This window comes from Synechococcus sp. H55.9 (genome assembly GCF_047462355.1).
GTDB lineage: Bacteria > Cyanobacteriota > Cyanobacteriia > Thermostichales > Thermostichaceae > Thermostichus.
In genome coordinates this window covers 7,141-19,786 of sequence record NZ_JANSJB010000046.1, presented here as the reverse complement: position 1 = coordinate 19,786, position 12,646 = coordinate 7,141, and the positions used below count along the sequence as shown (strand labels likewise).

Below are 12,646 nucleotides of genomic sequence, written 5' to 3'. Positions count from 1 at the left end.
CCCAGCCCCTCACCCAAAGGCGCCCTCACCCCCAGCCCCTCTCCCTTTGGGAGAGGGGAGCTAGGCGAGTAGGGTTTCTAGTTTGTCGGCGATGGCGGCAATCCAGGCCTGCTCCTGGCGGCTGAAACTGCGGGGGGTGTCGCTGCCCAAGATGAGGCATCCCTTCTGGCCGATGGGCTGGCAGAGAACCGCCTGGGATCCGGGGGGCAGCAGGCCCTCGAACTCGGCGCGGGCCGGGAACAGTTTCAAATCCACCAGATAGACGGGCCGCCCGGTCTGCAACACCCGCTGCAAGATGCTCTGGGGCCGGATGGAGGGCAACTGGCCGGGGCTGGCCAGGATCCCCCGCTGCAGTAGGGTGCGCCCCTCCACCCAGATCACTACCGTGCGGGCAGCAGTGGTGCTAAGGAGGGTGTGGGAGGCCCAGGCCAGCTCCAGTTTTTCGCTCTCGGAAAGGTCGGGGTGCCAATCGCAGCCTGAACTCCCCTGCAGGGGGGATGCCTGGGGGGGACGGGGCTGGATCTGCTGCCACAGCAGGCCGGTCAGGATCAAAATGGCGCTGAGGAGGATCCCCAAGGCATCAGAGCGGGACTGGCTGGCGAACAGTTCCGGCGTAAAAGCCAGTCGGTTAATAACCAAGAGGGCGCTGCCCAAAAGGCCGGTCACCAAAGGCAGATGCCTCAGCCAGCGGTTGGGATCCCGGGAAGCTGGAGTGGATTTAACCCTCAAAGCAGGCAGACGTATCTAAGAGTGCCCAGTAAACCCAGTCTAGAGCTATCCAAGGCGTTAGAGACGGCTCCAGATGCCGAGTCGCTCTTGGCGGGCTCTTTTTTGCAGGCCACCGAAGTAGCTGTCGTATTTAATGTTGTGGCTGTAGGGGATGATGCGGGCCAGGCCGTTGCGCACCAGCATGGCGTTCATCTGCTGGCCCTCCAGCCAGACGTAGGCCTCCACCAAGCCGGTGGCATCGACGTTGCGCAGCAGCTTGTCCCCTTCCAGCTTGACGGTGCGGCGCAGGATACGCTCCCGCATCAGCTCAATCGCCTGCTGGTAAAAGGGATCCTCCTCCGGGCTGAGGCCCTGGATCCCGGCCAAGCGGATCAGGCGCAGTTTCTGTTCCCCTTCGATCTGCACCACCAGCGTGTCACCATTGACTACGCCCACCACCACTGCCTCGGGGTAGCGATCGAAATAGTGGTTGTCGAAGTAGAAGAGGGTGTCGGGCACGACCCGCCGCTCCCCCAACCCGTGGCCGGGAAAGGCGGGCAGGGCCAGGAGCCATCCCAACACCGCCGAGCCAAAAGCAATACGCCGGAACATGTCTTTCCCCCTTGCGGATACCGGCCCCCTTCCCCCAGGGAGCCTTTACCGGCAACACCTAAGGCGTAATGGTAGCGGCAACTGCCTGGAAGACAACCCCTTACCAGGGATCCGATGGCCGGTTTTGGCGATGGGGATCCCTTTATGGATGAGGGTTTTGGGCGAGAAACTCCCGATCCAGGGGCAGAGGGGCAACCGGCTGGGTGAGAGTAAACTGGCCGCTGACAATCCACTGTTTGAGGATCTCGGCAACTTGCATTGAGCGGCGCAGGCTGGCCAGAGGAGCAGTGCGCACCTTGCGGCCGTTGAGGACAATGTAGCCGGATTTGAGCTGGGCATAGCTCACCAGGCCAAAGGTGGGCCGCACCCGCCGGGGAATGGAAAAGTCGATCACCGGCGCCACCAGTTCCTCATCCCGGACAGCAATGGGCTCCAGATCGGCAGGGGAGAGGATGGGGATGGGGATCCCGACCCCCAACATCAGGCTGGGGCCGTAGTTGCGGAAGTAGCAGCCTCGCACCCATTCCGCTTGCATCTGTTTGGCGTCGCCAATGAGGGCCAAGGTGGCCGCCGGGCCGATGGGGGTATGGTTGGGCAGCCGCTTTTGCCGCGGGAAGTGTTGGGTGCCTTCCCAGGCGATGTAGCCGCTGCCGCCCCCCAGAAAGATGCGGCTGCCGATCCCCACCCGGCGCAGGAGGGGGTCGTTGAGGAGGGGGGAGAGCTCGCCTGGGTTGGAATAGACGGCATTGCCCAGGTGCGGCTCCAGCAGGCCCAAATAGGTGTACAAGGGCCGATCCCCGCCGTTGACGCCGACAATGAAGTTTTGGTAGGCGTTGCGGGGGTTGAACAAGTAGAACTGGTTAAGCTGATCCCGTGTCAGGGTGGACTCGTAGTCGGCGCGGGGATAGCAATCGGTTACCTGGCCAACAGCCCGCAGGTGCACCCGCTTGCCGGCCACCAGATCGGCGATAACATGGCCGCCCCCATAGGGGTGCTCGGCTTGCTCACTGGGCTGGGCCGCCCCGATGTAGAGATCCACGGCGCCAAACCCGGCATAGGCGGGCACCCCGTTCAACCAGGCTTGGCGAATCTTAATGGGCGGATCCGTATGGCCCAGGTTGAGGATTGCCCCTGACGACTCCATTGGCTCAAAGGTGCCCGTGGTTACCACATCCACCTGCTCAAAAGCCTGCTCAATGCCCAGGGTGGCCAGCTTGGCTTTGGCCTCTAGGGCCGTCCACACCCGCGCCTGGCCTTTGGCAATGCGTTGGTTAATCTGGTCTAGAGTTCTTTCCATGGAGTGCAAGAGGCAGTCCGCGTCCTTTGAGGCAGCGTTCCCGAATGGCTGATCAATGGCTGTATGAATAGCTTAGATGGATGGGGGGAGCTCAGGAAGGTGAGCTGCTGGCTGGGGCAGTACGGGCCGCTGCTGCCGGCTCTGAGCCTGGTAGGTCTGATCTACGGCGGTGGGCTGCTGCTGGCCCTGGCCCAGAGTGTCGGCCTCTACGGCTTGGGGAGGACGGGGTTGAGCCTGCAGGGATACGGGGAGCTCCTGGGAGATGCCGAGGTGTGGGGATCCCTGCTGCTGAGTCTGGGGCTTGCGTTGCTGGCGACCGGGTTGGCGCTGGTTTTGGGGTTGGGATCGGCGCTGTTGTTGCGGGGGCTAGGGGGGTGGGCCATCTGGCTGGCCCAGTTGACGTTGCCGGTTCCCCATTTGGTGGGGGCGGCGGGAATGTGGCTGTTGTTGGCTCCCAGCGGTTGGCTGGCGCGGCTGGCCTTCCAACTGGGGTGGATTGCCTCGGATCAGGATTTCCCGCTCTGGGTGAACGACCGCGGCTACGTGGGGGTGTTGCTCTACTGGCTCTGGAAGGAGATCCCGTTTGCCGCTCTGGTGGCGCTGACGCTGCTACGGGGAATGGGATCCGAGCTGGAGCAGCAGGCGCGCCTGTTGGGGGCCTCTGCCGAGCAAGCGTTTTGGCAGGTAACGCTGCCCTTGCTCAGGCCGGGGCTGCTGGCCACCGGGATCCTCATCTTTGGTTTTGTCTTCAGCGCTTTTGAGATCCCGCTGCTTTTGGGGCCCACCTACCCCCGCACCTTGCCGGTGCTGATCTACCAGCGTTTTACCCATATCAATTTGGAGCAGCGGCAGCAGGCGGTGGCGTTGGGGGTGATCCTGCTGGCCATCTCGGCCGCGGTGGTCAGCCTGATGGCGGGGCTGTTTGCGGCCAGGGGAGCCTTCTTGCAGCCGCCGGGGAGAAAGCCGTGAAAGGACGCCGCGCCTGCAGCCTCTCTGGATGGATGGAGGGATCCCTGCTCCGCTTGGGGGTGGTTGGGGTGACCTTCCTTTGGGCCTTGCCCTTTGGAGTGCTGGGCCTCTGGGCTTTTACGCGGGCCTGGTTTTTCCCCGATGCCCTGCCGCAGGCGTGGAGCCTAGCCGGCTGGCAGGAGTTCCTAGAGCGGGGATCTCAGCTCAGGGCAGCCTTTGGCCAGAGCTTACAAATTGCCCTGCTCACCACTCTGCTGGCCCTAGGGGTGGGGATCCCGGCGGGACGAGTTTTGGGCACCCGCCCGCTGCCTGCTTGGCTGCGCCTGCTCTTGCTGTTACCGGTCATCACCTCTCCTCTGGCTGTGCTGATGGGGATCCAAGGGGTGCTGATCCGCCTGCGCCTGGAAGGCACCCTGTTGGGGGTGGTTTTGGTGCATCTGATCCCGACCATCCCCTACATGGCTTTGGTGATGGGCAGTGTGTTTGCCCGCTTCGACCGCAGCTACGAGGCCCAGGCCCGCTGTTTGGGGGCGGATCCCTGGCAGGTGTGGTGGCAGGTAACGTTGCCCCTCGTGGCCCCTGGAGCAGCTATTGGGGCAGCCTTTGCCTTTTTGATCTCTTGGAACGAATTTTTGCTCACCTTTTTCGTCGGCGGTGGGCGGGTGCTCACCCTGCCGATGTTGCTCTACAGCCTCTTGCAGGGGGGGAACCACACCTCGATGGCCGTGGTGGCCCTCCTGTCGGTGCTGCCGGGATGGCTGGCCCTGTTGGCAGCCAGTTTCTGTTTGGGACAAGCGGTCGGACTGGCGCCCACCGCGATCCCAGAGGAAGGGAATTAGTATCCTTTCAAGGCCAAGTTAGGAGTTTGCAGAGCGGCTTCCACCCGCTGCACCTGGGTTTTGAAGCTGCCGTCCTGCTCCAGCCATATCTGCCTCAAAGCCGGGGGGATCACGTCCAGGCCAAACCGAGGGCTCTTGGGGCGAAATTGCACGCAGGTGGAAGGACAGGCCAAGTAATCGACCCCCTGCCGGCGGCGGTGCAGGTCTTGGTGGATGTGGCCGAAGAGCACCAGGCGAATGTGGTCGAACTCGTCCAAAACCCCAAACAGCCGCTCCGGCTGCTGCAGGGCACTTTGGTCCAGCCAGGGAGAATCCACCGAAAAAGGAGGATGGTGCAAGGCCAGCAAAACATGGTGTTGGGCGGCTTTGCTCCGCTGCAATTCTTGTTTCAGCCACAGCAAAGTGCGCTCCGTCAGGTAGCCGCTGTCTTTGCCCGGCACTAGAGAGTTCAATAGAATCAAGCTCCAGTTCTCTCGACTGAAGCTTTTCTCCCCGTGTACCCGCTCGGCGCGGAGCTCTGAGTTCATGTTATGAAGGCGATCGTGGTTCCCCGCCAGCCAATAGGTGTCGATGGGAAGAGCTTGCAGATGCTCTCGCAAACGGGCGTAGGCGGCGGCGCTGCCATCTTGGGCGAGATCCCCGGTGAGCAGCAGCACATCCGGCAAGGGATCCAAGGCGGCAATGGCCTTTTGCACCTGCAGAAAAGAGGTCTCTGTGTCCACCCCCAGCAGCCGCTGGTGTGGCTTGGCAAACAGATGCAGGTCGCTGATCTGAACCACGTAAACAGTCATGGAAGCGGCTGGAGAGAGGCGGGATCCCCTCTATAAAAAACACCACCGTTTTAGCACCGGATTCCCGGCTGGGATCGGCAGGCAACTCCATCTGGAAGGCCCAGCTTTAACTTGCCCAAGTCCGCCCCGTCCCCTTCATGAGAAAATCCTCAAGAAAAAGCTTCAGGAAACATTTAGAGAACGGCCCACATTCCTAAAAGCGGCTTGCACCTGCGGCCAGCGGGATTCTTGGGTGGAGGCCGTCAGAGTATAAAGGCGATGGTGGCGCACGGTTACCGTCACCACTTCATGGCGAAGCTGGGATCCCATGTCGGTTTGGTATTCAAACAGGTAGTAGGGCTGACCTTGCCGCTCAAAGGCTTCGGCAGCCAACAGCTTGGCGGAGCGACCGGATCCCTCAGGAGCGATGATCTTCTCTGCCACCAACTGCCCCACCTCGTCCGGGCCACCCAGGTCGGCGATCGTCTCTCCCTTATCAAAGGGGGCGATCATCAAGCTGACATTCTCCGTCTCGTACACCAGGTCGCGCAGCAGCACCGTCGGCCCTTTCCCCGGCCCGAGCTTGAGCGCCACCATACCGTTGGGATAGGCAAAGGCAAAGGCCCCGCTGGGATCCCTGTAGGCCCGCAGGTTGGAGCCTGCAGAGCAGGCACTGGTCAAAAGGCTGAGGCAGACACAGAGCAGCAATAACGCTCTGGACAGCCGTAGAACCAATCGGGCAGAATGCCCGCCCTGTGCTGCTGACATCGCTGGGATCCTCCCCTCAGATGGGTTACCTATCCTTATCATCCTAGTACGAGCGCATCAGCGCTAGCCCGTTGACCCTCAATGGCAAGGCTCCCCCTTGTACAGCACGGCTACCGCATGGGCTCAGACGGAGATGTTCGGCCCAGTTGCCGAGGAACCCGGAAACAGGGGATCCCCAGAATGGGAAGCTGCTGCCGCTATTGAGGGAGCCGCTTCTCGAAGTCCAAATCTGGCAGCGGCAGGTTGGCCGGCGCGCCCCCCTGGCCCGTCAGCATCGCCAAGCGGCGAGAGATCTCATCGTCCATGGCCATCTCGTCCAGTTGAGCGGCAATTTGCTCGCTGCGATCTTCCGAAAGCTCGCTCAGGGCGCGGGCCTTGAGCTGGCGAGCCTGGACAGCGTTTTTGGCTGCCTCAAATTGCGACTTGGCTGAGTCGATGTTGTAGGAATTGTTGACACGGGTCATCTGCTCGAGAGCTTGGTTCACCTCGTTGATGTCTTTGAGGTTGCTCAGCTCGCTCTTGTAGGCGGCCAGTCGCTCCTTTTCGCGGGCCAGCTTCTGCTTGGCCGCGTTGACATAGCGCTCGGCAGTTTCCACATTCTCTTTGAGGGGGCCGAGAATGGCCTCAATTTGCAGCGCTTGGGACATGGCCAAGCGGGCCGCCTCTTGATCGCCCCGTTGGGCGGCCAGGCGAGCTTTGTTCTCCAGAGCCTGGTACTCCCGCACCTTTTGCATGTACTTCTGCTCGGCCCGCTGATAGGCAGCCACTTGGGTGGCAACGGCTTCGGTGAGACGCTGAACCGTTTCCTGCATGGTGCGCAGGGATTCTTCCGCCACCATCACTGCCCCTGTGCCCCCTTTGTCCACGGGGAGCCCCCACAGCCAGTTCCAAGTTCCGACGATGACGCTGCCGGCCCGTTGCCCGAAAATGCCGTAGATGATCTTGCGTGCACCCATGACCTGACCCTCCTGTTTGCTCTTGCCTCTACTGTATTTAACTTTCTCCGCAACTGACAGATCTTCTAGGGATCCGGCAAGTGGACAAATTCAAACCCCCGCTCCTTCAAAGCCGGGATCAACTGCCGCGCCACCTCAGCCACTTGGGATCCCCCCTGAACGCCATCGTGCAGCACGATCAAGGAGCCAGGCTGTACCTGGGCCAGCACCCGCTCCACCACCACCGCTACCGGTGGAGTCAGCCAATCCTCGGGTACCACGCTCCACATCACCGGACAAAAGCCCCAACGGCGCAAATCCACAAGCGTCTGCGGCCAAAACAAGCCATTGGGCGGGCGCACAGCCCGATAATCGCCGGGGATCCCGCCACAGGCAGCCACCAGGGCAGCTTGGCTGCGCTTCAGGCTCTGCCGCAGTTCGTCGGGGGCAAGCTGGGTAAAAGAGCGATGCTGCCAGCCGTGCAGGCCAATGCGGTGACCTTGCTGGCGGATCTGACGGGCTAGGTGGGGCCAGCGCTGCACCCGTTCTCCCAGGACAAAAAACGTGGCCGGCACCTGAAAATCCAGCAAAACCCGCAACAGAGCCGGGGTGTACTCGGGGTGAGGGCCATCGTCAAACGTGAGGGCCACCCGCCGAGCATGGGGATCTGCCGGCAGCTCCCACAGGCCCTCGGGAAAGAGGATCTTGAGGCCCCAATGCAGGGGTGGGTAGAAGAATGAGGGCAAGATTTGCCGAGGAGAAAAGAGCATTTCCGTTAGCCTGGCAAGTCTACAGATAGCTTGAGCCTAGAGCCAGTTCCCGGCAGCGTTGAGCGAGCAGTTGAAGCAACCCATTCAGCTAGAAACCGCAGAAGCCCCGCGCTCTGGCGTAGCTGGTCGCGAAGCGGGACGGAGTCCTTGCGTCGGGAGGAATGCGAGAAGCCGGACAACAATGTAGTTTACGTGTGACCGCCCACAGCAATCCAGTCGCAGCTTCTTCCAGCGTTAGCAATATAGGTCCATCTCTAGATCCATCTCTTGCGTAGGAAGGATCCCGCTTGGCTGAGGTTCACCTCATCAACTGCTGGGAAGCCAAGAGCCGGCACTAGGGCAAACTGGATCTATCTGGCCGTGCTGTCGCTATCTGGATCCCTTGCGGATCCCAACGAAGCAGTAAAATTGAGGTCAGGCTGACCGTAGAGGTGTCGAGTTGGCTGCCAAAGCCTGGAAACTGTTTTGAAAGCGAGGAAAACGCCGTGGAGCTAGCTGAGATTGAGGAGTTGATGAACAAAGCTGTGCAAGCCACACAGCGCTCCTTTAATACGGTACGCACCGGGCGGGCCAATGCCAGCCTGCTGGATCGCGTGCAGGTGGAGTACTACGGCGTGCCCACTCCCCTGAAGGCCTTGGCCAGCCTTACCACGCCAGACTCCAGCACTCTCTTGATCCAGCCCTTTGATCCCTCGACCTTGGCGGCCATTGAGCGGGCTATTGTCGCCTCTGACCTGGGCTTAACCCCCAGCAACGACGGTAAGGTGGTGCGCCTCAACATTCCCCCTCTGACGGAAGAACGCCGCAAAGAGCTGAGCAAACAGGTGGCCAAACTGGCCGAAGAGGGTCGGGTCTCGATCCGCAACATCCGGCGGGATGGCATCGACTCGGTGCGCAAGCGGGAGAAAAACGGCGAGCTGTCGGAAGATGAATCCAAAAGCTTGCAAGAGGATATCCAGAAACTGACCGACCGCTACATCAAGAAAATCGATGAGCTGCTGGCAGAAAAAGAAAAGGAACTGACCACTCTTTAAGGCTTTGTCCTTGAAGCACCCCTGCCAATTCATTTTTGGCCCACAGCAGTCAAGCGGCAGTTCTCTCCCTGTGGCCGGGATCCCAGGTTGGGCCAGGATGGAAGGAAGAAGGCGGCGGGCATAGCTGTCCATGGATCTAATCCTGTGCCATCAAGCGGCGGACTTCGACACCTTGGGGGCAGCGGTGGGGGCAGCGCGCCTGTACCCGGGAGCCCGCATTGCCTTGACCGGGGGATCCCTGCCGGGGGTACAGGAGTTTTTGGCCCTGTACCGGGATGAATTTCCCCTCATCGAGCTGCGTTCGGTGGATCCCCGCCAGGTGCAGCGGTGGATTGTGGTGGATTGCCACGATCCGGATCGCCTGGGCAAGGCCGCCGCTTGGGTGAATGTCCCCGGCGCGCAGATTGAGATTTTCGACCACCACCTCCGGGATCCGGAAACCCCGCCAGATTGCTTTTGGCCGCAGCAGCAGGTTACCTGCCATATCGAGGCTGTGGGATCCACCTGTACATTGCTGGTGGAGCGGCTGCAGGCTGCCGGGATCCCCCTCAGCCCTTTTGAGCGGCTGGCGCTGGCCTTGGGCATCCACATGGACACCGGATCCCTGACTTTCCCGGAAACCACCGCCCGCGATGCTGCCGCCCTGAGCTGGCTGTTGCAGCAGGGGGTAAACCTGGTCTTGTTGCGGCGCTTTTTGGGGGATGGCCTCACCCCCCAGATGCGCGAACTGCTCAGCCAGGGGCTGGCCCAGATGCAGGTAGAGCAGGTGGGGGAGTATCGCCTGGGAACGTGGCTGCTGGAGCTGCCGGAGTTTGTGCCCGGCTTGGCCGGCTTGGTGATGCGGCTGATGGATCTGACGGGGGTGGACGTGCTGCTCTTGGTGGCGCGGCAGGGGGAGCGGCTGAGCCTGATCGGGCGGGCACGGCAGGAGTTTGCCCGCCTGAGCCAGGTGATGGCCCTCTACGGTGGCGGCGGCCACGACTGTGCAGCGGCGGCCACGCTGAAAGCCAGCCCCGACCAGCCTTTGCCCGACCCGGCCCAAGTCCTGGCGGCCCTCAGCCAGGCGGTCAAAGCGCGGATCCCACCCCCGGTGACGGCCAAAGACTTGATGTCGGCCCCGGTGCGCACCATCCGACCGGAGATCACCATCGACGAGGCGCAGCGGGTGCTGTTGCGCTATGGCCATTCTGGCCTGGTGGTGGTGGATGCCCAAGGCCGCTTGGTGGGGGTGATCTCGCGGCGGGATATCGATATCGCCCTGCACCACGGGTTTGGCCATGCCCCTGTCAAGGGCTACATGACCACCGACGTCAAGACGCTCTCCCCCGACACGCCGCTGGCGGAGATCCAGCGGTTGATGGTGCAGTGGGATATTGGCCGCCTGCCCGTGCTCCAGGATGGCCAGTTGGTGGGCATCGTGACCCGCACCGACGTGTTGCGGCATCTACACGAGCTGCCGGCCCTCTCGCCGCAGTTGGCTTCCCCTGCCCTTTCCTGCCCTCTGGATCTCACCTTCGCGGCTCTGTCGGAACGGCATCGACAGTTGCTGGAGCAGGCCGCCCGCATCGCCGATGAAAAGGGCCTGAGGGTGTATCTGGTCGGGGGAACGGTACGAGATCTGTTGCTGCACCGGTGGGGGCGCCCGCCCTCACCCAACCTGGAGCGGCTGGATCTGGACTTGGTGGTGGATGGGCCTTACCCCTTGGCTATCGCCGGGACAGATCCCCCAGGCTGGGGCTTGATTTTGGGACAAGCGCTCAAACAGCACTTCCCGGAAGCGCGGCTGGAGATCCACGGCAAATTCCAAACGGCGGCTTTGATCTGGCCAGGTGGCTTTTGTGTGGATATCGCCAGTGCCCGCACCGAGTTTTACCCCTACCCGGCCTCGCCCCCCGAAGTGGCCATGGGATCCATCCAACAAGATCTCTACCGGCGGGATTTTTCCATCAACGCCCTGGCCCTGCGCCTCAACGGCCCCCAGCGGGGACAGGTGCTGGATTTTTTCGGCGGACAAGCGGATCTGCAGCAGGGGATCATCCGCGCCCTGCACCCCAACAGCTTCATCGAGGATCCCACCCGCATCTATCGAGCAGTGCGCTTTGCGGTGCGCCTGGGCTTTAGCTTGGACTCGACCACAGAAAAATGGATCCGCGCTGCCGTGGCCAGTGGCCTGCACGATGCTGTCGGCGGGGATCGCCTCAAGCAAGAGCTGGCCTACATTTTCCAATCCCGCGATTGGCCGCAGGCTTTTGAGCGGCTGGCGGAATGGGGAGCCTTGCGCTGTATTCACCCCGACCTGGAGTGGGATCCCTCCCTGTGTCGGCGGTTGCAGCGGGTGGGCCGCTGGGCCCATCACTTTCGCCGCCGCTATCCCGAGCTGGGCTCCCAGGAGATCTGGCAACTGCGCCTCGAGGCTCTCCTCCTCACACTGCCCCAAGCGCCCCAGGTAGCCAACCAGCTCCACCTCACCCAAGCGGGCGTCGAACGCCTCAGCCAGTTCCCCCACTACCAAACCCTGCTGGCCCAACTGAATTCTGGATCCCTGTCTCCTGCCCAGGTGGTGCAACGGCTGCAGGGGCTGCGGATCCCGGCGGTGATTTTGTTGGCCAGCCTTGCCGACAAACCGGCCCGGCGACTGATCTGGCGCTACTTGCAGGAGTGGCACTGGGTCAAGCCGCTCCTCAACGGCCATGACCTGCGTCGTCTGGGCTATAGGCCAGGTCGCTCTTTCCAGGCGATCTTGGAGCAACTGCGTTGTCTCACCCTCAACGGCGAACTCACCACCCCGGCAGAAGCCGAAGCCTGGCTACAAGAACACTTTCCCTTGCCGCCAGCTCAACCCAGCGAGGAGCCCCATCAATCGAAATAGAAGAGAGTTACCAACTTGTGTTGCTCCTCGGCGTGCTTACAGGCATCCAGGAGCGTGACGCTGTCGTGAAAGACAAAGCAGATCAACTGCTGACACTTGCTGATGATCTCCAGATTGCACAGGCGGCTGGCTTCTGCCAGGGGAAGGTGGTCATTTTCGGGGTGCTCTACCAAATGCAGCACCTGCTCCAGGCTGGCCCGCGACTCTGCCGGCTGTCGCTCCAGGCTTTGCGGCAAGATCACCGTCAGCGATTTCATGTCCGCCCGCATCGCCCCCCGAATCACGGCCAGGTTGGTGCCAATGGCCCCAGAGGTGAGGATCTGGTTGCCGGTGAGGGCCAAAGCATAGCTGAGGGTCTCGATGAGGTACTGGTGGGTGATGGGCACGTGACGACTGCCCAGGATTGCCACTCGTTTCGGCCCAACTTGCTGAATCGCGGCCAGCTCCTGCAAAAAGGTGTCAACGCTGGTGGGAAGATCAATAGACTGGGTCAACGGGATCCCTCGGCAAACTTTCAAGATCTTGGCTAGGCTATGCTAGCCCAATTTTTCGCCTTGGGATCCGGCCTTATTGGGTCGCGGCCTCTACCAGCGCAACAGCGCGGCTGCTCCTTGGAATTCGTGGAGCAAGCGGTCTTCGGCCTCGCCACGGACAAACTCCAGCTTGGCGCCAAAATCGCGGGCCAGCACCCAGACCTGATCCCGCAGCGCCACCGGTTGCGGCTCTGGGCAGAGGAGCCGGGCCATCTCCTGGGTTCCCCCCACCGAGCCGTCTGGGCAGCGCCAGATGGTAGTCTCCAACCTCCAGGGCAGGACGAGAATTTCCACCCGACCCAGTTGGAGAGCGTCCAGCACCGCGTCCACGCCCCAAGCGCCGGGCTGCTCCCGAATCCGCTCCAACAAGGCCAGTTCCCCTCGGCGCTCGGCGGCCTCCAGGACGGGCAGCACCCGCTCGAGGATGTCTTGCGGTGTGGGGGCGTGGAAATTGGTCGGATGCCCCACCCGCGCGACGATGCGGTTGCGCAAGCCGCGGTTGAGGTAGCCCTCAAAGTGAGACACCTGCCAGGCTTCGCCCA

Annotated in this window: 13 protein-coding genes; 4 read left to right on the top strand and 9 right to left on the bottom strand. The window is 62.1% G+C overall.

The window, feature by feature from the left end; translation table 11 throughout:
* Nucleotides 1-60 precede the first annotated feature (60 nt).
* The 3 genes from NW857_RS07635 to NW857_RS07625 all read right to left on the bottom strand — a co-directional run bounded on the left by NW857_RS07635 (nt 61) and on the right by NW857_RS07625 (nt 2,617).
* Nucleotides 61-729, bottom strand: a complete 669-nt coding sequence (locus tag NW857_RS07635) for a cofactor assembly of complex C subunit B (RefSeq protein ID WP_414348747.1) — start codon at nt 727-729, stop codon at nt 61-63.
* A 57-nt stretch (nt 730-786) separates the two neighbouring features.
* A complete protein-coding gene (locus tag NW857_RS07630; RefSeq protein WP_414338152.1) occupies nt 787-1,320 on the bottom strand; it encodes a thermonuclease family protein in 534 nt (177 codons plus the stop codon).
* Between the two features lie 142 nt (nt 1,321-1,462).
* Entirely contained in the window at nt 1,463-2,617 is a 1,155-nt protein-coding gene (locus NW857_RS07625; protein ID WP_414334681.1) for a homocysteine biosynthesis protein, read from the bottom strand.
* Between the two features lie 63 nt (nt 2,618-2,680).
* Between NW857_RS07625 and NW857_RS07620 the strand changes: the two genes are divergently transcribed.
* Nucleotides 2,681-3,586 (top strand): ABC transporter permease subunit, encoded by a 906-nt coding sequence (locus NW857_RS07620; protein WP_414368534.1) that lies wholly within the window; start codon nt 2,681-2,683, stop codon nt 3,584-3,586.
* Nucleotides 3,583-4,425: an ABC transporter permease gene (locus tag NW857_RS07615; RefSeq protein ID WP_414334683.1), complete on the top strand. Its 843-nt coding sequence runs from the start codon at nt 3,583-3,585 to the stop codon at nt 4,423-4,425. The genes NW857_RS07620 and NW857_RS07615 overlap by 4 nt, the downstream gene beginning before the upstream one ends.
* On the opposite strand, the gene cpdA is transcribed toward NW857_RS07615, so the two are convergent.
* The 4 genes from cpdA to NW857_RS07595 all read right to left on the bottom strand — a co-directional run bounded on the left by cpdA (nt 4,422) and on the right by NW857_RS07595 (nt 7,668).
* Nucleotides 4,422-5,216, bottom strand: coding sequence for a 3',5'-cyclic-AMP phosphodiesterase (cpdA, locus tag NW857_RS07610; RefSeq protein WP_414334684.1), 795 nt, complete (start codon nt 5,214-5,216; stop codon nt 4,422-4,424). The two genes, NW857_RS07615 and cpdA, sit on opposite strands and share 4 nt — an antisense overlap.
* Nucleotides 5,217-5,378: 162 nt before the next feature.
* Complete coding sequence (psbP, locus tag NW857_RS07605) at nt 5,379-5,963, bottom strand: photosystem II reaction center PsbP (protein WP_414334685.1); 585 nt, start codon at nt 5,961-5,963, stop codon at nt 5,379-5,381.
* 197 nt (nt 5,964-6,160) lie between these two features.
* Nucleotides 6,161-6,919: a PspA/IM30 family protein gene (locus NW857_RS07600; RefSeq protein ID WP_414334686.1), complete on the bottom strand. Its 759-nt coding sequence runs from the start codon at nt 6,917-6,919 to the stop codon at nt 6,161-6,163.
* Nucleotides 6,920-6,984: 65 nt separating this feature from the next.
* Nucleotides 6,985-7,668, bottom strand: coding sequence for a polysaccharide deacetylase family protein (locus NW857_RS07595; protein WP_414338165.1), 684 nt, complete (start codon nt 7,666-7,668; stop codon nt 6,985-6,987).
* A gap of 485 nt (nt 7,669-8,153) precedes the next feature.
* On the opposite strand from NW857_RS07595, the gene frr reads away from it, so the two are divergent.
* Nucleotides 8,154-8,702, top strand: coding sequence for a ribosome recycling factor (gene frr / locus NW857_RS07590; RefSeq protein WP_414334688.1), 549 nt, complete (start codon nt 8,154-8,156; stop codon nt 8,700-8,702).
* Between the two features lie 130 nt (nt 8,703-8,832).
* Nucleotides 8,833-11,571, top strand: a complete 2,739-nt coding sequence (locus NW857_RS07585) for a CBS domain-containing protein (protein WP_414368531.1) — start codon at nt 8,833-8,835, stop codon at nt 11,569-11,571.
* Here the strand turns inward: NW857_RS07585 and NW857_RS07580 are convergent.
* Nucleotides 11,559-12,065, bottom strand: coding sequence for a DNA recombination-mediator protein A (locus tag NW857_RS07580; RefSeq protein ID WP_414334690.1), 507 nt, complete (start codon nt 12,063-12,065; stop codon nt 11,559-11,561). The genes NW857_RS07585 and NW857_RS07580 overlap by 13 nt on opposite strands.
* 90 nt (nt 12,066-12,155) lie before the next feature.
* Nucleotides 12,156-12,646 (bottom strand): hypothetical protein (locus NW857_RS07575; RefSeq protein ID WP_414368529.1); only part of this gene is annotated, 491 nt, incomplete at its 5' end.

Excerpts from the sequence above, each read along its gene's own strand:
- psbP (WP_414334685.1), bottom strand. The coding sequence starts at position 5,963 with ATGTCAGCAGCACAGGGCGGGCATTCTGCCCGATTGGTTCTACGGCTG.
- NW857_RS07585 (WP_414368531.1), top strand. The coding sequence starts at position 8,833 with ATGGATCTAATCCTGTGCCATCAAGCGGCGGACTTCGACACCTTGGGG.
- NW857_RS07595 (WP_414338165.1), bottom strand. The coding sequence starts at position 7,668 with ATGCTCTTTTCTCCTCGGCAAATCTTGCCCTCATTCTTCTACCCACCC.
- cpdA (WP_414334684.1), bottom strand. The coding sequence starts at position 5,216 with ATGACTGTTTACGTGGTTCAGATCAGCGACCTGCATCTGTTTGCCAAG.
- NW857_RS07630 (WP_414338152.1), bottom strand. The coding sequence starts at position 1,320 with ATGTTCCGGCGTATTGCTTTTGGCTCGGCGGTGTTGGGATGGCTCCTG.
- NW857_RS07620 (WP_414368534.1), top strand. The coding sequence starts at position 2,681 with ATGAATAGCTTAGATGGATGGGGGGAGCTCAGGAAGGTGAGCTGCTGG.
- NW857_RS07600 (WP_414334686.1), bottom strand. The coding sequence starts at position 6,919 with ATGGGTGCACGCAAGATCATCTACGGCATTTTCGGGCAACGGGCCGGC.
- NW857_RS07625 (WP_414334681.1), bottom strand. The coding sequence starts at position 2,617 with ATGGAAAGAACTCTAGACCAGATTAACCAACGCATTGCCAAAGGCCAG.